A 20,083-nucleotide genomic window follows, 5' to 3' on the forward strand; every position below is an offset into this window, starting at 1 on the left:
TTGAAGTGTGTAGTGTTGCGGTTACACGAAAATTTTCTATTTATTTTTCAATAAATCTCTAATTTCAGCCAATAGTTCTTCTTGAGTAGGACCTGCAGGAGCTGCTGGGGCTTCTTCTTCTTTTTTCTTCAATTTGTTAATACCTTTTACAAGCATAAACAATACAAAAGCTACAAACAAGAAATTGATCACAGCAGCAAGGAACTTACCATAAGCAACCCCATTCCAAATTAGTTTTTCTAATTCTTGAACTTGAGCAGCTTTAAGTGCTGGAGTCAATAACAAAGGAGTAATTACATCAGATACTAATGATGATACAATAGCACCAAAAGCAGCCCCAATGATAACCCCAATGGCTAAATCTACTACATTGCCTTTTACTGCAAACTCTTTAAATTCTTTTAAAAATCCCATAATAATTCAATTTTTAAGTTAAAAAAAATTTGTTTTTATTTCGGGGGCAAAAATAATATTTTTTTCTGAAATACAAAAAAGAAAAGGGACGAATTTCACAACTGTCCCTTTTCATCACTAACTAAAAAACTCAATCACTATGACGGTTAAGTATAACTTTTTAAACTGTCATACTAAATATTTTGGTGTTAGGCATTTTGCGTTGTAAATGTAAATCAAAAGCCATACATATATTTCTAATAAAAGGTTTACCTGCATCAGGAACTTCTATATGATTATTTGCTATATGCAACAATCCATCGTTTTGCATCTCCTGTAAGTGCATTATTACTTCGTTTATTTCAGGAAATTGAAGTGCCTCATCATTCCAAGAGGTCTCAAACTGACACATTAGGTTAAGAATGTGACGCCTGATAATCAAATCTTCTTTATTGAGAATATGCCCTTTACAAACAGGAATTTCATTCTTTTCAAGACGTGCGTAATAGTCGTCTAAATCTTTTTCATTCTGAGCAAAACCATACCAACTATCACTGATAGATGACATTCCTAAACCTATCATCACTTGAGTTTTAGAGGCGGTATACCCCATAAAATTACGATGTAATTGTTTGTTTTTGAATGCGTGATACATACTATCAGTAGGTAAAGCAAAGTGATCCATCCCTATTTCTATATAGCCTGCCTCAAGTAGATGCTGTTTACCCACTTCATACAATTGACGTTTCACTTCTCCTGTAGGTACATCTTCATCTTTAAAACCACGTTGCCCACTACCTTTTATCCAAGGTACATGTGCATAACTATAGAAAGCTATACGATCTGGACGAAGGGTATTACTCTTATCAATAGTAAAGAGTACATCGTCTAAGGTTTGAAACGGCAAACCAAAGATCAAATCGTGGCTTACAGAGGTATAGCCGATAGTTCTGGCTTGTTCGGTAACACGCTGTACATTTTCAAAAGGTTGAATGCGGTGAATGGCTTTTTGTACCTTAGGCGAATAATCTTGTACACCATAACTCACACGTTTGAAACCTAAATTGTAAAGTGTTTGTAAATGAGCTTCAGTGGTATTATTAGGATGCCCTTCAAAGCTAAACTCATAGTTTTTCACTCTATCAGCACGCTCAAAAATACCTTCTATCAATCGGCGTAATTGAGAAGGTTGAAAAAAGGTAGGAGTACCACCTCCTAAATGTATCTCTTTAATACGAGGGCGTTCTTTCAAAAAATCAGTATACAATTGCCACTCTTTGAGTACTGCTTCTATATAAGGTATTTCCATTTCGTGACGTTTGGTAATACGCTTATGACAACCACAAAAAGTACAAAGGCTCTCACAAAAAGGTAAATGAATGTAGAGACTAATACCTTCAGTACTATTACTCTCAGAATATGATTTGGATAAACTCTCTAACCATTTTTCAGTGGAAAAAGTACTACTATCCCAATAAGGGACAGTAGGGTAGCTAGTATAGCGAGGACCTGCTACATTGTATTTTTGAATAAGAGATATTGGCATTTTTTTGTAAAAAACGAGGCAAAGGTATAAAAAAAAGTGAAAAATGAAAAATGAAAAATGAAAAATAAATAACATCAACAATCTAATTTTCTGAAATTCAATATCTCGTATAGTTTTTTTGTATTTCTCCAAAGAAGTTTCCAAACTCTTTTTCATATAAACTTTCATCCTTGCACAAATCATTGGCAGCATATTGCATTTTGGAAATAAATCCCGTACGCCTATCCATTTGATAGAGTATTGATGCTATTCCTTCAATAGTCTGATATTTTTCTAACCAATGTTCTGCTATGATATATTTGCTCAAATTCTGTGATTTTTCACTTAACAAGAGTTGATGTTTTTGTAAAGAGTTGTAAAAACGTTGGGCATATTGTTCTAAAGATATAGTAGAATATTCTTTCCAATGCTTAGCAAGGAAGTAATCGTAGTAAATATCTACTAAAACTCCTGCGTAATGGTTGTAAGTAGGCACCAATCGGTGTTTACTTTGGCGGAAAATGGCGTGTGCATCAGTGAAAGTATCTATTCTCCGATGTAATAAAATACCCCGTTGCATTGCTTCGGGGTATTGTAAGTATTCTTTACCTCGTACGGTATCGGCAATAAAGTTACCAATAGTAAGTAATTCATCACCTTCTCCTGAGAGATAAATATGGGCTAAAAAATTCATTATAGAAAGTCTTTTACTTTAGATAATGCTTCGGAAATACCTTCAGGTTTTTTACCTCCTGCAGTTGCGAAGAATGGTTGACCACCTCCACCTCCGTGAATGTATTTACCTAATTCGCGTACTATTTTGCCAGCGTCTAATCCTTTGGCTTGTGCCAATTCTTTATTGATATAGCATAACAAGAGTGCTTTACCTTCTTCGTGAGCTGAAGCAAAAAATACAAAAGCATTTTTCACCTCATTACCTAATTCAAAAGCAAGGTCTTTAAGCGTTGCTACCTCAGCATCTACTTGTTTGATAAGGCATTGAATACCATTAATTTCAGTAAATTCAGCTTTGAGATTAGCTTTGAGTTGTTTAGCTTGTTCTTTTTTCAGTTGTTCCAATTCTCTGTGCAAAGCCACATTTTCTTCTTGTAAGTGCGTAATAGCTTTCACAGGGTCTTGTGTATTTTTAACTGTTTCTTTGATACGCTCTACCAGCTGCTCTTGTTCAATGAAATACTGCATAGCTCCTCCACGAGTGATTGCCTCAATACGACGAATACCAGCTGCTACTGCTCCTTCTGAGATAATTTTGAAAAACCAAATATCACCTGTATTTTTCACGTGAGTACCCCCACAGAGTTCTTTACTATCTCCAAACTGAATCATACGCACACGGTCGCCATATTTCTCACCAAAGAGCGCCATAGCCCCAGATTCTACCGCTTGTTGGATAGGAATATTTCGGTGTTCTTGCAAAGGAATTTTCTCAAAAATACGTTTGTTTACCAAACGCTCTACTTCTTTAAGTTCATCAGAAGTGAGTTTAGCAAAATGTGAAAAATCAAATCGCAAAGCTTCAGGGGCTACACGTGAACCTTTTTGCTCTACGTGTGTGCCTAATACCTCACGCAAAGCTTGGTGTAACAAGTGTGTTGCACTGTGGTTGGCTTCTGCCATTTCACGTGCTACTGAATGTACTTCTGCTTTGAACGGGTCGTTGAGTTCTGTAGGAAGATGCTCGGCTATGTGAATGATGAGGTTGTTTTCTTTTTTAGTATCTAAAATATAAATAAGTTCACCATTAGCAGCTTGTAATGTACCTTTATCGCCTACTTGTCCTCCTCCTTCTGGATAAAAGGGTGTAGTGTTGAATACCAGCTGAAAATGAGTACCATCTTTTTGACTTTCCACTCGGCGATATTTCACTAAACGCACTACAGCCTCTAAGGCGTCATACCCTATAAACTCTTCTTCATCATCGTTACGAAGCACTACCCAATCATCAGTTTTTACTTGAGCAGCAGCACGCGAACGTTCTTTTTGCTTTTGTAATTGTACTTCAAACCCTTCTTCATCCATAGTGAGCCCTTTTTCAGAAAGAATGAGCGCAGTTAAATCTTTAGGAAAACCATAAGTATCATATAATTCAAAGGCTTTTCCACCCGATAGTTGCTTATCAGGGCTATTTTGAATCATCACATCAAGCATCAACAAACCTTGTTCAAGAGTACGCAAGAAAGAAGCCTCTTCCTCTTTTATCACACTCATAATCAATAATTGTTGTTTCTCTAATTCGGGGAAAGTAGCCCCCATTTGAGCGGCAAGGGTTTCTACTAATTTATAAATAAATGGTTCTTTTTGGTTTAAGAAAGTAAAACCATAGCGAATAGCACGACGCAAAATACGGCGTATCACATAACCAGCACCATTGTTAGAGGGCAACTGACCATCGGCTATGGCAAAAGCTACTGCTCTAATATGATCTGAAATCACACGAATTGCAATATTTATATGCTCTTGTTCAGGAGTTACACGACCATTACTATTATAATGACTTTTGGTAATCTCTTCTACTTTGTGAATAAGTGGAGTAAAAACATCGGTATCGTAGTTTGATTGTTTGTTTTGAAGTACCATACAGAGGCGCTCAAAACCCATCCCTGTATCTACATTGCGTGAAGGAAGTTTTTCAAGACTACCGTCAGCCTTGCGGTTGAACTCCATAAACACATTATTCCAAATCTCAATGACTTGAGGGTGGTCGTTATTCACAAGGTCGCGACCTGGCACTTTGGCTTTTTCTTCATCTGAACGGATATCTACGTGAATTTCGGTGCAAGGTCCACAAGGTCCTTGATCTCCCATTTCCCAAAAGTTATCCTTCTTATTCCCAAGCAAGATATGATCTTCAGCAATCCGTTCTTTCCAAATATCGAATGCTTCTTGGTCAAAGGGTACACCATCTTCTTCACTGCCTTCAAAAATGGTTACATAGAGGTTTTCTTTGGGAATTTTGTATATTTCGGTGAGCAATTCCCACGCCCAACTAATGGCTTCTCTTTTGAAGTAATCACCAAATGACCAATTGCCGAGCATCTCAAACATCGTGTGGTGATAGGTGTCGCGACCTACCTCTTCCAAATCGTTATGCTTGCCCGATACACGCAAACATTTTTGAGTATCAGCCACACGTTTGTGTTTAGGTTTTGCATGCCCTAAGAAAAATTCTTTAAACTGGTTCATACCTGCGTTGGTAAACATTAGAGTAGGGTCGTTTTTGATTACCATAGGAGCTGAAGGAACAATGGTATGTCCTTTGCTTTCGAAGAATTTTAGGAATAGATTTCTTATTTCTTGTGAAGTCATATATTTTCGATTAATAGTTGATAATTAACTTTTTCAGGGCGCAAAAGTAACAATATTTTTTTCAATTAGCAAATTTGCTCATTTACTAATTATTCACTACTTTTGCCCTTATGATTCCAGAAAATATCCTACATACTTCTATAAGTCATCTGCGCGGGGTGGGCACTCAGCGAGCTGAACTCCTAAAAACGGAACTCGGCATTTATGAGTATCAAGATTTGTTGAACCTCTTCCCAAATAGGTATATCGACCGAACTAAGTTCTACAAAATCAATGAGCTACAAAACAATAATGCTGAGGTACAACTCGTGGGTAAAATAGTAAATCTACGTACTGTAGAGTCGGCTCATCAAAAAAGCAACCGCCTTGTCGCTACCTTTGTAGACGAGACAGGGACTATGGAACTCGTGTGGTTCAAAGGGCTAAAATGGTTGCGTGATTCTCTAAAAATCAACGAGCCTTATGTTATTTTTGGCAAGTTGAATTTCTTTGGAGGAACTTTTTCTATGCCTCACCCCGAAATGGATTTACTCAGCGAGTTCAAAAAAACAGGACATAGCAGTATTCAGCCCGTTTATCCATCTACTGAAAAATTAGCTAAACGCAACATTACCAATAGAGTAATGCGACAATTAGTACAAACCGTTTTCGAAGAAATAGGGTATAATTTTAGTGAGAATCTACCTGACACAATACTCACTGCTATGAATCTCATTTCTAAACGAGAGGCAATGCGTAACATTCATTTTCCTACCAACCAATCCTTGCTTACCAAAGCCTCTATACGATTGAAATTTGAAGAACTCTTTTATATACAAGTACAATTAGTACGCAAAAATCTGTTACACAAACAGAAATTTCAAGGGCAGCCTTTCAAAAAAGTAGGTGATGCTTTTATGAACTTCTACAACCATCACCTCCCTTTTCCTCTCACCAATGCCCAAAAGCGAGTACTGAAAGAAATACGTGCTGATGTAGGCTCCAATGCCCAAATGAACCGTTTGTTACAAGGCGATGTTGGGTCTGGAAAAACAATTGTTGCCCTAATGACAATGCTTTTGGCAGTAGATAATCATTGCCAGGCTTGTTTAATGGCTCCTACCGAAATTCTCGCTAATCAGCATTATCAAACTATTAGTGAGTTACTAAAAAACACTGGGGTAACCGTTGCTCTACTCACGGGCTCCTCTAAAACAAAAGAACGCAGAATATTAGATGAACAATTACAATCTGGAGAACTTTCTATTCTCATAGGCACTCACGCTTTATTAGAAGAGAAGGTACAATTTCAGAATTTAGGACTTGCTATTATTGATGAACAACACCGTTTTGGGGTAGAACAAAGAGCAAAACTATGGCGTAAAAATACTATTCCTCCCCATATTTTGGTAATGACAGCTACTCCCATTCCACGTACTTTAGCAATGAGCGTATATGGCGATTTAGATGTATCGGTAATTGATGAACTTCCTCCTGGGCGCAAACCTATCCAAACCTTACACCAATATGAAAACCGTCGCGCAGAGACTTATGAATTTATCAAAAGAGAAATAGATAAAGGTAGACAGGCTTATGTGGTATATCCTCTCATAGAAGAATCAGAAGCTTTAGATTTTAAAAATCTTACTGAAGGTTATGAGTATATCACAGCAAGTTTTCCATTACCAAAATACAAAGTATCGATTGTGCACGGGAAACTTAAACCTGCTGAAAAAGATGCTGAAATGGAGCGTTTCCTGCGCAATGAAACACAAATAATGGTAGCTACTACCGTAATAGAAGTAGGAGTAAATGTACCTAATGCTTCAGTAATGGTAATTGAAAGTGCCGAACGTTTTGGTCTTTCACAACTACACCAATTGCGTGGACGCGTAGGGCGTGGTAGTGAACAGAGTTATTGCATATTGCTCACAGGCAATAAAATGAGTAACGAAACTCGCATCCGTATGGAAACGATGGTACGCACTAATGATGGTTTCGAAATTGCTGAAGTAGACCTTAAACTGCGAGGTCCTGGTGACCTGATGGGAACTCAACAAAGTGGAGTGCTTGCCTTAAAAATAGCCGATCTCGTGAAAGACCAAGATATACTAAAAGCTGCTCGCTTTCAAGCTATCGACCTACTCAAAACTGACCCTAATTTAGAATTACCTCAAAACCAACGGGTTGCTTATACTCTTAATCAGTTACAACGACACAAGAATTTATGGACATATATTTCGTAATCCTATAAAATAAATGAAAACATTCAGCATAAAAGAAACTACTGATAACTCATTTGAAGCACTAAAGATATTTGGAAATAGTTTACCTTATTAAAAAGAAAATGAACAAAATAAAAATTTGGATAGGTACTTTTGAAGGTACTAATGAGGAGTTTCAATCTTATTTTGATGAAGATAATAACTGCCTTTTTTGTAAAGATATTAACGAAGAAGAATATGACCCCGACTTTATAGGTATCATTCCTTTATTTGATAGGGTTTTAGATGTAGAATTCTTAGCAAAAGAAACACCTTTGGGAGCTAAAAATAGAACTTTATTAGTAGAAAAATGTAAAGAAATGGGTATTTATCAAGGAAATGCTGTTTTTTTCTATTCAGGAGATACTCGCGATATTGTAGAAGGTGAAATCTTTAACCAATTAGTATATGTAGGACAATATGATTTGTAATAAGGAACCTATTAAAATAGAAGAAATTACAAGAGGAAATATTATAGTATCTTACAAAGGTAATTACTATAAAATTTTAGGAGAAGGATTGTTGTTATCAGCAAAAAACATTTACAGTTATGTTATTTATCGCAATTCAATAGATAATACCCTCTCTTATATAGAACAAGAAGAAATATTACAAGCTATTATGGATTATTTCTCTTACAAAGGACAAAAAATAACAGTTGAATAGTGTAATGAATGTAGATAAATATACACCATTTAAAGACTTTGGCTTCTATCTAATAGTAGCCCTCTTATTATTGCTCACCAGTTATATAATACTCTTTCCTTATCTGCTACAATATGAAGAAAGTAAACATCCTTCCGAAAGAGCTATACTGAGCAACACTATTTTTGAGGTAGTTTTTTTCTCTTATAACTTCTTGGAAAAGATTACTATTTATGCTCTACCATTGGCTTTTATCACCTCCTTGTTTTCAATAGCAACATTACTATCAATTTTAGCAAATCTGATAAAATATGTATATCATAAAAACAACTGATTTCTTTACAGATAAAGGTATAAATAAAGCCTTATATGATAAAACTCTTGTTCAAACTATAGCTGATGTGTGGTCTGAAAACCAAAAAATTTTAGCGATCTACAATACTCATTACAAAATAGAGTTTAGCTTTACTAAAAACAACATACTTCGTTATGTAATGATTGAAGAAATAACTCCTCAAGAGCAAAAACAGCCCTTTCAATGTGAATTTATTGACGATATGGATATTTTTAAAAAGAGTTTAAACGATATTAAAACACTTTTTAAACGAACTACTACTGATAACAACATTACTATAGACAAAGTCCTTATCCATTTTGAAGATGAAAAAATAGATAGTTTGTACTATTTTCCTTATTCTGCAAGTATAACAAACACAGAAATTAGAACAACAGATGCACCACTGTAGGAGCTAATACAGCTGTAAAAATACCATTGAATATCATCCCTAAACTCGCGTATACAGCATATTTTTCACTGAGGTTAAACGCTGCCATTATACCCAGCGCGTGAGAAGCTGTACCTAAAGAAATTCCTTTTGCCATCGGACTCTTGATACGAAACCAATTGAGAAAAGTAATTCCAAAAATATTCCCCAAAAAGCCCGTAGTCATCACTGCCATCACGGTGATAGGCTCAATGCCGTGGAGCACACGCGATACTTCTAATGCAATAGGGGTTGTTACCGATTTTGGTGCTAAAGAAATAGCAATATCATTAGATAGTCCTAACCATTTAGCTGTTAAACATACTGTTATAATCCCCACTAAACTACCTGCAAACTGAGAGACTACTAACGGGATAAGTTGTTTTCTTATCTTAGAAAGTTGAAGATAAAGAGGTACCCCTAAGGCTACAATAGAAGGTTTGAGCCAAAAATCAATATACTGTCCAGCTTCTTCATATTTTTCAGGAGATATTTTAAAGATGATAAGATATGAAACTAATACTAAAACAGTAATGAGTACAGGGTTTAAGAATACTGAATTATATTTTTTTTGTAATAGCAATACCCCATAATAAAGGATAAAGGTAATACCTAATAAAACTACTTGATTTTCTGCGAGTGCTTTCATTTTATTTAAGACGTTTACGGAAAAATTGATATACGTGACCAGTAACTACAATCACCACTATAGTACTGATAATAATAGAAATAAAAATAGCTAAAAAGTTTTCACCTATCTGCTTGAAATAAGCCATAATACCTATGCTAGGAGGAACAAAAAAGAGACCTAAATTGGAAATTAGCAAATCGGAGAGAGCTTTAATTGATTGCAGTTTTATCCATCCGAGTTGTAAAAATAAGGTAAGAAAAAGCATTCCGATGATACTAGAAGGAAAAGGAATATGTGTAAGGGCTACAATCAATTCACCTATACCCAAACAGCCAAAAATAATAGCAAAATAACGTATTAACATAACTTGTTTCCATTAAAAAACGGTGGCAAAATTACAACTTCTTTTTTTAATGTGAATAAAAAAATGTAAAAAATTTGCATTATATACATTTTTATTACTACATTTGCAAGATTTTAAAAAGTGACTTATGAGCAATAACTACGACAAACCCCTTTTTTTAGAACAAGCTAACAACAGTTTAGCTGAAAGAGGAAGCGATCAATCTCTTCCTGCTTATGGACTCCCTGATGACGACAAGCCTAAAGGAGGCGGTGTTTTATCAAAAATACTCATCGCTATATTGGCTATTGCAACTGGTGGTTTAGGATATTACACCTATTCTCTCAATAAAGATAGACAAATTACTGAAAATGAGCTCACCTCACAAAAAAAACAAGTGATGAGTGATTTAAAATTACTGAGAGATAGCTACGACAAAGTTGTAATTGAAAACAAAGATGTAAAAGAAGATTTATTGCAAGCGCGCAATAAAATTGACCAATACATCGACTCTTTACAAAATATGAAAGTGAGTATCTCTTCTTTAGCTCGCTTCAAAAATCAAGCTTTCACTTTAGCTAAAGAACGCGACCTTTTGATAAGAAAGAATGACTCTTTAATGCGTGTGAACTCGGCTATCAAAAAAGATTTGGATAGTGTAAGCGTGAAATTAGATTTAGCAAGTGCTAAAGTAGACTCTCTCGCTCGTCAAACTAATCAACTTAAAAAGGTAGTGGAAACAGGGTCTGCTTTGCAAATTGGCAAACTCATTGCTGAAGCAGTGAAAGGCTCTAAAAATAAAACTACTGATAGAGGTAGAGCTGCCGATAAACTGAAAATATGCTTTACTGTAGGTGCTAATAAAATTGCTAAATCCGGATCAAGATACTTCTACATACAAGTAAATTCACCTTCTGGAACTATTTTAGGTAGCAATGAGAGTTTCTCTTCTGGATCAGAAAGTGTGAACTATAGCACTGCTACTCACTTTATTTACGACAACAAAAGTGTAGATATTTGTGACTTTATTGCCAAAGTAGGTAAAGAGTTTGAAAAAGGTACTTATAAAGTAACTGTTTACGACGATAAACTCAACCAAGTAGGTACTACCGATTTACTTCTGAAATAATACAACCTTTTATAAATTATGAAAACTATTAGTTTCTTTATATCATTACTAATTGGATTATTTCTTTATGCACAACCTCAAGATGTTTCAGTAGTGTTTCACGAACCTGCTAAACATTTTACCGAAAGTTTACCTATTGGCAACGGGCGCTTAGGAGCTATGCTTTTTGGCAAAACTGATATTGATAGAATTGTACTCAATGAAATCTCACTCTGGTCTGGAGGAACACAGGATGCTGATGATCCTGATGCTCATATACATCTAAAAACCATACAACAATTGCTATTAGACGGTAAAAATTTAGAAGCTCAATCCCTTTTGCAAAAACACTTTATTGCTAAAGGAAAAGGTTCTTGTAACGGTAATGGGGCAAATGGCAACTATGGTTGTTACCAAATATTGGGCGAGTTACAATTAGATTGGAAAACTAACCTCCCTATAAAAAACTATCAACGCATTCTTCGTTTAGACCAAGCTACAGCTTTTACTTCATTCAAGCGGGGTGATAACCATATTCAACAAATTGCTTTTGCTGATTTTAAAAATGACCTTATTTGGATAAAAATTACAGCTTCTCAGCCCTTAGATATGGATATTTCTCTAAATCGCAAAGAGAATGCTACAACATCTTATAAATCAAATAAAATCATACTCTCAGGTGCCCTCCCTAATAATGATATACAAGGAATGCAATTTGCTTCAGTAATAGATATTCAAACAGATGGAAATCTTCAAAATACAGCCTCTGCTACCTCTGTACAAAAAGCCAAAGAAATAGTACTTAAAATAAGTGCTGCAACCAATTATGATTTTACTAAAGGACGGCTTACACAAGATGATGTACTACAAAAAGCTAATAATTATCTACAAAAAACAACCATTCCTTTTGATAATGCTATTATAGAAAGCCAAAAGGCTTATCAAGTACTTTTTAATCGTAATCGCTGGTATAGTGATGCTAATACTGACACAAGCTCCTTTAGCACTTTTGAGCGATTACAGCGATTTTACAAAGGTAAAAAAGATGCTTTACTACCTATATTGTATTACAATTTTGGTAGATATTTACTCATCTCTTCCTCTCGTGAAGGTCTCTTACCCGCTAATTTACAAGGCTTATGGGCTGAAGAGTACCAAACCCCTTGGAATGGCGATTACCATTTGAATATCAATCTACAAATGAACTATTGGTTAGCCGAAAGCACTAATCTTTCTGAACTCACAACACCTTTACATCAGTTTACTAAAAACTTAGTTGCTAACGGACGCAAAACTGCAAAAGCTTATTACAATGCTAAGGGCTGGGTGGCACACGTGATTAGCAACCCTTGGTTTTACACCTCCCCAGGTGAATCGGCAGAATGGGGCTCTACACTTACCGGAGGTGCGTGGCTATGTGAGCACATCTGGCAACATTACCTCTACACCCTCAACACTGATTTTTTAAAAGAATATTATCCCGTACTAAAAGAAGCAGCTGATTTTTTCCAAAGTTTGTTAATCAAAGATCCTAAAACGGGCTACTGGGTTACAGCTCCCTCTAACTCACCCGAAAATGCCTATATAATGCCCCAGCTAAAAGATGGCAAAAAGCAAATAGGTAACACTTGTATAGCCCCTACTATGGATATGCAAATAGTGCGAGAACTCTTTAGTAACACTCTACAAGCTGCCAAAATATTAGGTGTCGATAGTGATCTTTACTCTCAATGGCAAGAAATAATAACACATACTGTCCCTAATCGCATCGGTAGGAAAGGAGACCTCAACGAATGGTTAGATGATTGGAAAGATGCTGAACCCAATCATCGCCACGTATCACATCTCTATGGACTATACCCTTACGACGAGATTACCCCTTGGGATACACCAGCTTTAGCTAAAGCTGCTAAAAAAACACTCAAAATACGAGGAGATGGAGGTACTGGTTGGTCACGTGCGTGGAAGATAAATTTCTGGGCGCGATTACAGGATGGCAATCACGCTTTAGTGTTATTACGACAATTGTTACATCCTGTAGATCCCAATAGTACCAGCGGACAAAATGGAGGTACTTACCCTAATCTCTTTTGTGCTCACCCTCCTTTTCAAATAGATGGCAATTTAGGAGGAGCAGCAGGTATTGCTGAGATGCTTTTGCAAAGTCACGGAAAGAATTATACCATTCGCTTTTTACCTGCACTCCCGTCCCACCCCGATTGGGAAAAAGGTACTGTGGAAGGAATGAAAGCTCGCAATGGTTTTGAAGTGAGTTTTAATTGGAAAAAACACCGCTTAAAAACAGCTACTATCACCTCTCTCTATGGCGCTGATTGCAGTGTTTTACTTCCTGCAGGTAAAAGCATTTACTACAAACAAACTTTATTAATCCCCTCTAAAAAGAAAGCACAAGTAGTGATTTTCCCTACTGAAAAAGGTGCTACTTATAGTATTCTATAAAACAAAAAAGGCTGTACAGCAATCCGCTATACAACCTTTTTTGCAAACAAATTAATACGTTATGCTTCGCAACTACTACAGTTCACAAAGTTCATTATCATCTCTTTAGCTACTGATTGACTGCGTTGGTAGTACAAGCTTTTTACTCCTAACTTCCACGCTTCTATCATCACTTTATTCACATCTTTAATAGGCATCACCGATGGAATATTTAAGTTCAAACTCTGTGTTTGATCTATATACGCTTGGCGTTGTGCAGCCTGCGATATAATTTCCATAGGAGATATTTCTTTAAAAGTTTTAAACACATTCTTCTCTTGTTGTGTAAGTTCTTGCAAGTGTTGTACCGAACCATTATTCAAACGAATGGAACGCCATACATCCTCGTTGTTAAGTCCTTTTTCTTCTAACAGTTGAGTGAGGTATTTGTTTTTGCGCATAAAGTTTCCTTTGGAAAGACCTACCTTATAGTAATTACTTGAATAAGGTTCAATACCAGGGGAAACTTGCCCTAAAATAGCTGAACTAGAAGTGGTAGGAGCGATTGCCATAGTAGTGGTATTACGTCTGCCATAACCTTTTAGCACTTCAGGTTCTCCGTAAATATGCGCCAATTCTTTAGTTGCTTTTTCTGCTTCCTCACGAATATATTTAAAAGCACGCGCATTGAATTGAGTAGCTTCAAAGCTTTCAAAAGGTATCATATTGCGTTGCAAATATGAGTGATAACCTAATACTCCTAAGCCTAAAGCACGGTGGCGAATAGCAAAGTTGCGCGCTGCCTGCAAATAGTAATTCCCTTTTGTTTTCTCTATAAATTCTGAAAGTACAGCGTCTAAGAAGAAAACTGCCAATTTCACTGCTTTAGTATCTTTCCACTCATCAAAAAGTTCTAAGTTCATTGATGAAAGACAACAGATAAACGATTCATCTTCACTTGAAGGCAGCATAATCTCACTACACAAATTACTTGAGCGGATAATCATATCTTTATCTTTGTACACCTGAGGGCGATTGCGATTAGCATTATCTGTAAAGATAATATAAGGCAAACCTTTTTGTTGGCGAGATTCTAATACCCGAGCCCACAAACGGCGTTTTTCTACATCTCCATCTATCATCTCCTGCATCCAATAATCAGGTACGCAAATCCCGAAGAAAAGGTTTTGAATAGGGAACTCTACATCTTTAATCTGCAAAAACTCTTCAGCATCGGGGTGGTCGATATCGAGATAAGCCGCAAAAGCACCGCGTCTTACCCCTCCTTGTGACACCACATCCATAGCCGAGTCGAACAATTTCATAAAACTCACTGCTCCGCTTGATTTACCATTATCGGTAACTGCCGAACCGCGACTGCGCAATTCACCAAAATAACCAGAAGTCCCCCCTCCTATTTTGGTTTGCATAATCACCTCGCCGAGTTTGTGAGTAATTCCCTCAATGCTATCAGGCACGTGCACATTGAAACACGAAATAGGTAAGCCGCGCTCAGTACCCATATTTGCCCAAATAGGAGATGAGAAACTAATCCAACCTTTGGTAATCATCTCTTTAAAAGCTGGTTGTAATTCAGGTTTGTACAAACGTTGTGCAGCAGCGCGTGTGATACGATCTATTGCTCCCTCCACACTCTCACCTTTTAATAAATAGCCTCTATTGAGGATTTGTTCAGACTCTTCGTTGAGCCACCAAATATCTTTTTCTTCGTTCATAACTTTTTATTTTCGGGCTGCAAAGTAACGGCTTTCTATTCGATTTTCACACCCTCTAACGAATAAGTTATTAACAAAGTTTTCAACAATCCATAAAAATCAGTGATTTTGAGTTGGGTATTTCAATTGAATGCTATACCTTTGCAGTCTCATTCTCACAAATATGAAAATAATCACTCTTACCACCGATTTTGGATTGCACGATTATTCAGTTGCTGCTGTGAAGGGCGCTCTCTACAGCAAGTGCCCTGATGCCACTATTGTAGATATTTCTCATTTCATCTCTCCTTTCAACATCTTAGAAACTTTTTATATCCTCCAAAATAGTTACATACACTTCCCTGAGGGTAGTATTCACATCATAGGGGTAGATACTGAACGCTCTGTTTCAAAAAAACACCTATTAATGTCACTCAACGGGCATTACTTTATAGGTGCTGATAATGGCATTTTCCACCTCCTTTCTGAAAATTATACTAATGTAGCATTGTATGAGTTTAATACCCAACCTCCTACCCCTCTTTTTTCTACACTTTATAGTTTTACTTCAATAGCCGAACAAATTTGCAAAAACACTCCTCTTAACCAAATAGGTACTCCTATTGAAAAGTGTAATCCTGTATCATATTTCAGGCCAGAAGTATCTACCGATGAAGCTTTCATTCACGGAATAATTATCTATATAGATCATTATGGTAATGCTGTGAGTAATATTTCGCGTTCTCTTTTTGAGGAAACAAGAAAAGGACGCAAATTTGAAGTTATATTCAACTTGTATTCTTTTAAAAAAGTATACAACAGCTACAGCGAAATGAACGATGATGGCAATATGATGATTCTCTTCAACGAATTGAATTTTCTACAATGTAGTATTTACAAAAGCGATACTCGTTCAGTAGGAGGAGCATCTTCTTTATTAGGTATCAATTGCCTTGATAGAGTAATTGTTCAATTCAAATAAAAAATATTTTTGGAAACTTTTTTTGTTTATTAAGTTTTTTTATCGTACCTTTGTCCCCGATTTAGAACACTTAATATATTATTGTAAGAAAAATGAAAAAAGTAATTACTATAGTTGTAATAGTAGCCCTTATGGGATTAATGGCTTTCCGCCTATATTCTAATAAGCAAAAAAATGCTGAAGAAGTGGCTATCGTTGCCCAAAAAGAAGCCCAAGTAGCCGTACGTGCTGCCAAGGTAACAGAAGAAAAAGTAGCTGACCTTTTTACGGCCAATGGTACTTTTGTAGCTGAACAAGACCTAAATGTCTCTTCAGAAATGGGGGGGCAAGTAATAAAAATCTTCGTAAAAGAGGGTGATTTTGTGAGAGCAGGACAAGTATTGGCACAAACAAAAGCCGACAGAACTAATGTGCAGTTAGACAACGCCAAAGCAGCACTCGAAACAGCAAAATCGGACTTGAAACGCTTTGAAAGTGCTTTCCAAACGGGAGGTGTTACTGCTCAACAATTAGAGCAAGCGCGCTTGCAACTCAAAAATGCTCAAGCTAATTACAACTCAGCTGCTATTGCCTCAGGAGATACTGCAATCCGCAGTAAAATCAACGGGATTGTAACCAGCAAAGAAGTAGAAGAAGGAACGCTTGTAGCAGCAGGACAAACCCTCTTCAACGTGGTAAATATTGACAATCTGAAATTGAAAATTACGGTAGACGAAAATCAAGTAGGAGAACTAAAAGTGGGGGATGTTGTTAAAATTAAACCCAGCACTTCTTCTGAATTAGTAGAGGGAAAAATTACTTTTATTGCTCCCAAATCTAACAGTGCTCTCAAATTTCCTGTAGAAATATTAGTAGCTAACAAAGATAAAAAGCTAAAAGCGGGAATGTATGCGACTGCACAGTTTGGCAGTGGTAATGATGAGGTTACAGCTCTTGTGGTACCTCATTCTGCTTTCGTGGGTAGTGTGAGCCAAAATAAAATTTTTAAAATAGTAAGTAGCAAAAATGCTAAAGGTCAGGAGGTGCTTAAAGCTGAAATGGCAAATGTGAAAAGCGGTCGCAACTTTGGTGATAAGGTAGAAATCATCAGCGGACTTACTGTTGGTGAAGAAGTGATTACCAGTGGACAAATTAATATAGATAACGGAACACCTGTGAAAATAGTAGAGTAACTTACTATTTATCTTAATATTTGAATCTCTCCGTCTGTATCAAACCTAATCAGACGTGAGGGATTTTTTATTTGGGTATCGTCTTGACGGTAAGGTACTACATAATCACATTGTGCAATAATTTGGGGATTAATGAGTTGGTAATACAAAGGTGTTGGCTCTCCACTGATATTAGCAGAGGTAGAGACTATGGGGTTGCCAAAATCGGCAATCATCTGTTGGCAGAACACATCTTGCACGACCCTAATGGCTACTGTATTATCAGCAGCTATCACATTCTTAGCCAAATGCAAAGGGTGACTATAAATAATAGTGGTAGGCTCTTGCAAGGTTTGAAGATAGGTAAGCACCTTAGGAGGTATATCTGTTACATAGTGCTGTAACATCTCTGTATCACTCACTAAAATGATGAGGCTTTTGCTCTCTCTGCGTTGTTTTATTTGGAAAATTTTAGCTACCGCTTCAGGATTTGTAGCATCACAACCCAAGCCCCAAACGGTATCGGTGGGGTATAGAATTACCTTTCCTGCCTTTAATATTTCAGTTATCAGATGGTTATTTGCCATTAGTTTTGTAATTTTGCCCGCAAATATATGTAAAAAATGTATACCTCCATCATATCATTCTTTAAAAGTTTTTCTTTCTTCAAAGGGTGCCTCAAAACTATTGCGGTGCTTATTCCCTTAGGGTTGGGCTATTGCTTTGACCTAATGGATATTGGTATACCTATAGCTTTGAGTATTGTTGCGATTTCGCCCAGCGATATTCCAGGGAATCAAAAACACCTCTATGGTGGTCTTTTCATAGCAACGCTATTAGCGATTCTCAGTTGTGTTTTAATAAATCTCACGGCTCCTTACGAATACTTATTACTGCCTACCATATTTCTACTCACCTTCGGAAACGCTTATATTTCGTTATACGGACATCGCGCTACAATGGTAGCTTTCGCGGGATTATTTGAGATAGCCTCTACTTTAGCCCACTTGCAAACAGGGTGGGGTATCGTGTTGTACAGTGGTTGTGTGTTATTAGGAGGTTTGTGGTACAGTGTATTAGTGTATATATTCCTAAAAATACGTCCGCGTTTGTACAGTGAACAGCTGTTAGGGAAGTGCTTTGCTCTTACGGCAGAGTTTTTTTCGGTAAGAGCTGACTTACTCATCGCCAAAGACAGAAGCGAGGGACTCAAAAAGCTCATCAACCTGCAAACAAGCCTCAATGAAAAATATGAAAAGCTCCGCGAAGCCGTACTTGATTCACGGAGCAAATCAGGAAAAACCGATTACCTGCAACGCCAATTTTTGATGTTTATAGAGCTAGTGGATATCTTCGAGCTAGCTTTAGCCAACCCCGTACAATATGAGAAAGTGGACAAGGCTTTTGCCGAGCATCGTGAATATTTACAAACTTATGTAGATTTTCTCAAAGAGCTATCGAGGCAGTTGCAACAAATGTCGGAATACATTGGGTCGCGCAAGAAGATACAATTAGACAACTGTTTAAAAGACTTATTAGCACAAACCAAAGAGAAGAACGAAGCCTTGAAAGCACTTTCAGAAGTATCGGAAGAAGATAAAGAACGTGCTTTGCTGTTGCGAAATTTTTATATTTATATAGAAAGTCAGTATCATTCTATTGAAAATATCCGACATATTTTTGAGAACTACTATAGCAACGATGCAGGGGTACGCGATGAGAGTACTTATCGCAAGTTTGTGAGTTACCAAAACTACTCGTGGCGACGGCTCAAAGACCATATATCTTTAAAATCTACCTTTTTTAGGCACGCAATGCGCCTATCTATAGTGGTATTTTTGGGTTATCTCATAGGTGATATATTCCCTATCAACAATGCCTACTGGATTATCCTTACCATCTTCATTATTATGCGCCCTGGTTTTGGTATCACACAAGAACGTTCGCTCAGCAGGGTTTATGGCACTATGATTGGTGGGGTTGCGTCGTTTGCAGTGATTTACCTACTCCCCTACCCTAGCTTGTACCTCTATGTCGCTATTTTGTGTATGCCTATTGCTTTTGGGTTGATTCAAGAGAACTATATGTATGCCTCTATATTCATCACTATCAGTGCGATATTTATTTTTGCACTGATTACACCTAATGTTTACAGCCTTATTTATGACCGCCTATTGGATACCGTTATAGGGGTTGGGCTATCGTTTGCAGGGAATTATCTCATTTTGCCTACGTGGGAACACAATACTTATAGGGAAGCGGTTACCAAATCAGTAAAAGCTAATATCGGTTACTTACAGCAAGTAAAAGAGATTTTTAACACCGGAGAAGGAATTACCACTGCCTATAAAGTATCGCGCAAAGAAGCTGTGTTAGCACTCTCAAACCTAAATACCACTTTCCAACGAATGTTACAAGAGCCGAAGTTTATGCAGTATAAAAATCCATCGGTATACGGGATTATCGTGATACAGCAAACTTTCTTAGCCTCTGTGGCTTCGTTTGGCATTAGGTTGAACAGCAAGAAAGTAACCTTCCCTAAATCGGTATTCAACGAGGCAATTGAGAGTCTTATAGCGGCCTTGCAACACTCTTTGACGTTACTTGTTGAACCTACGGCTACTGCTCAAACCGATTATAAAACGCCTATTGAGAAATTCAATCAAGCAATTAAAGAAATTATGGATACCTCTCAAAATACAAATAATTCTTTACCAATTTCAAGGCGTGAGATACAATTCTATGGAGAGCAGTTTAATTATTTATTTGGATTAGCAAAGAACTTAGAACAAAGTATAAAAACAATTAACAATTGAT

General features: G+C 36.8%; 18 protein-coding genes. 10 read left to right on the forward strand and 8 right to left on the reverse strand.

What is annotated here, in order from left to right:
* Nucleotides 1–36: 36 nt before the first annotated feature.
* From mscL to alaS, 4 genes are all read right to left on the reverse strand, one after another.
* Entirely contained in the window at nucleotides 37–414 is a 378-nt protein-coding gene (gene mscL, locus HMPREF9073_RS00975) for a large conductance mechanosensitive channel protein MscL (RefSeq protein WP_009412106.1), read from the reverse strand.
* Between the two features lie 160 nt (nucleotides 415–574).
* The gene (gene hemN, locus HMPREF9073_RS00980) at nucleotides 575–1,939 is read right to left on the reverse strand and encodes an oxygen-independent coproporphyrinogen III oxidase (protein ID WP_034555062.1); all 1,365 of its coding nucleotides are present in this window, start codon (nucleotides 1,937–1,939) and stop codon (nucleotides 575–577) included.
* Nucleotides 1,940–2,036: 97 nt separating this feature from the next.
* On the reverse strand, nucleotides 2,037–2,612 hold the full coding sequence (locus HMPREF9073_RS00985; protein WP_009412108.1) for an ACP phosphodiesterase: 576 nt from the start codon (nucleotides 2,610–2,612) through the stop codon (nucleotides 2,037–2,039).
* Nucleotides 2,612–5,245: an alanine--tRNA ligase gene (gene alaS / locus HMPREF9073_RS00990; RefSeq protein ID WP_009412109.1), complete on the reverse strand. Its 2,634-nt coding sequence runs from the start codon at nucleotides 5,243–5,245 to the stop codon at nucleotides 2,612–2,614. The genes HMPREF9073_RS00985 and alaS overlap by 1 nt, the downstream gene beginning before the upstream one ends.
* A 110-nt stretch (nucleotides 5,246–5,355) precedes the next feature.
* Here alaS and recG point away from each other — a divergent pair, with 110 nt between their 5' ends.
* From recG to HMPREF9073_RS01015, 5 genes are all read left to right on the forward strand, one after another.
* The gene (gene recG, locus HMPREF9073_RS00995; protein WP_009412110.1) at nucleotides 5,356–7,470 is read left to right on the forward strand and encodes an ATP-dependent DNA helicase RecG; all 2,115 of its coding nucleotides are present in this window, start codon (nucleotides 5,356–5,358) and stop codon (nucleotides 7,468–7,470) included.
* 101 nt (nucleotides 7,471–7,571) lie between these two features.
* A complete protein-coding gene (locus HMPREF9073_RS01000) occupies nucleotides 7,572–7,919 on the forward strand; it encodes an immunity 22 family protein (RefSeq protein WP_034555046.1) in 348 nt (115 codons plus the stop codon).
* Nucleotides 7,909–8,154: a hypothetical protein gene (locus tag HMPREF9073_RS01005; RefSeq protein ID WP_009412112.1), complete on the forward strand. Its 246-nt coding sequence runs from the start codon at nucleotides 7,909–7,911 to the stop codon at nucleotides 8,152–8,154. The genes HMPREF9073_RS01000 and HMPREF9073_RS01005 overlap by 11 nt, the downstream gene beginning before the upstream one ends.
* A 4-nt stretch (nucleotides 8,155–8,158) precedes the next feature.
* The gene (locus HMPREF9073_RS01010; protein ID WP_009412113.1) at nucleotides 8,159–8,467 is read left to right on the forward strand and encodes a hypothetical protein; all 309 of its coding nucleotides are present in this window, start codon (nucleotides 8,159–8,161) and stop codon (nucleotides 8,465–8,467) included.
* Complete coding sequence (locus HMPREF9073_RS01015; protein WP_009412114.1) at nucleotides 8,445–8,879, forward strand: hypothetical protein; 435 nt, start codon at nucleotides 8,445–8,447, stop codon at nucleotides 8,877–8,879. Before HMPREF9073_RS01010 ends, HMPREF9073_RS01015 begins: the two co-directional genes overlap by 23 nt.
* Here the strand turns inward: HMPREF9073_RS01015 and HMPREF9073_RS01020 are convergent.
* Nucleotides 8,854–9,546: an LrgB family protein gene (locus tag HMPREF9073_RS01020; RefSeq protein ID WP_009412115.1), complete on the reverse strand. Its 693-nt coding sequence runs from the start codon at nucleotides 9,544–9,546 to the stop codon at nucleotides 8,854–8,856. The genes HMPREF9073_RS01015 and HMPREF9073_RS01020 overlap by 26 nt on opposite strands.
* A gap of 1 nt (nucleotide 9,547) precedes the next feature.
* Complete coding sequence (locus HMPREF9073_RS01025; RefSeq protein WP_009412116.1) at nucleotides 9,548–9,892, reverse strand: CidA/LrgA family protein; 345 nt, start codon at nucleotides 9,890–9,892, stop codon at nucleotides 9,548–9,550.
* Between the two features lie 127 nt (nucleotides 9,893–10,019).
* On the opposite strand from HMPREF9073_RS01025, the gene HMPREF9073_RS01030 reads away from it, so the two are divergent.
* Nucleotides 10,020–11,000 (forward strand): hypothetical protein, encoded by a 981-nt coding sequence (locus HMPREF9073_RS01030; protein ID WP_009412117.1) that lies wholly within the window; start codon nucleotides 10,020–10,022, stop codon nucleotides 10,998–11,000.
* Nucleotides 11,001–11,018: 18 nt separating this feature from the next.
* A complete protein-coding gene (locus HMPREF9073_RS01035) occupies nucleotides 11,019–13,439 on the forward strand; it encodes a glycoside hydrolase N-terminal domain-containing protein (protein ID WP_009412118.1) in 2,421 nt (806 codons plus the stop codon).
* Between the two features lie 59 nt (nucleotides 13,440–13,498).
* Here HMPREF9073_RS01035 and HMPREF9073_RS01040 read toward each other — a convergent pair whose 3' ends face one another.
* Nucleotides 13,499–15,154, reverse strand: coding sequence for a ribonucleoside-diphosphate reductase subunit alpha (locus HMPREF9073_RS01040; protein WP_002681210.1), 1,656 nt, complete (start codon nucleotides 15,152–15,154; stop codon nucleotides 13,499–13,501).
* A gap of 163 nt (nucleotides 15,155–15,317) precedes the next feature.
* On the opposite strand from HMPREF9073_RS01040, the gene HMPREF9073_RS01045 reads away from it, so the two are divergent.
* Complete coding sequence (locus HMPREF9073_RS01045) at nucleotides 15,318–16,115, forward strand: S-adenosyl-l-methionine hydroxide adenosyltransferase family protein (RefSeq protein ID WP_009412119.1); 798 nt, start codon at nucleotides 15,318–15,320, stop codon at nucleotides 16,113–16,115.
* A gap of 92 nt (nucleotides 16,116–16,207) precedes the next feature.
* Nucleotides 16,208–17,287: an efflux RND transporter periplasmic adaptor subunit gene (locus tag HMPREF9073_RS01050; protein ID WP_009412120.1), complete on the forward strand. Its 1,080-nt coding sequence runs from the start codon at nucleotides 16,208–16,210 to the stop codon at nucleotides 17,285–17,287.
* Between the two features lie 8 nt (nucleotides 17,288–17,295).
* Here HMPREF9073_RS01050 and HMPREF9073_RS01055 read toward each other — a convergent pair whose 3' ends face one another.
* Nucleotides 17,296–17,853, reverse strand: coding sequence for an L-threonylcarbamoyladenylate synthase (locus tag HMPREF9073_RS01055; RefSeq protein WP_009412121.1), 558 nt, complete (start codon nucleotides 17,851–17,853; stop codon nucleotides 17,296–17,298).
* A gap of 36 nt (nucleotides 17,854–17,889) precedes the next feature.
* Here HMPREF9073_RS01055 and HMPREF9073_RS01060 point away from each other — a divergent pair, with 36 nt between their 5' ends.
* Nucleotides 17,890–20,082 carry an FUSC family membrane protein gene (locus tag HMPREF9073_RS01060; RefSeq protein WP_034555049.1) on the forward strand — a complete coding sequence of 731 codons (2,193 nt, stop codon included), beginning with the start codon at nucleotides 17,890–17,892 and terminating at the stop codon, nucleotides 20,080–20,082.
* Nucleotide 20,083: the final 1 nt, after the last annotated feature.

Origin of the sequence: Capnocytophaga sp. oral taxon 326 str. F0382 (assembly GCF_000318295.1) — a bacterium.
Lineage (GTDB): Bacteria > Bacteroidota > Bacteroidia > Flavobacteriales > Flavobacteriaceae > Capnocytophaga > Capnocytophaga periodontitidis.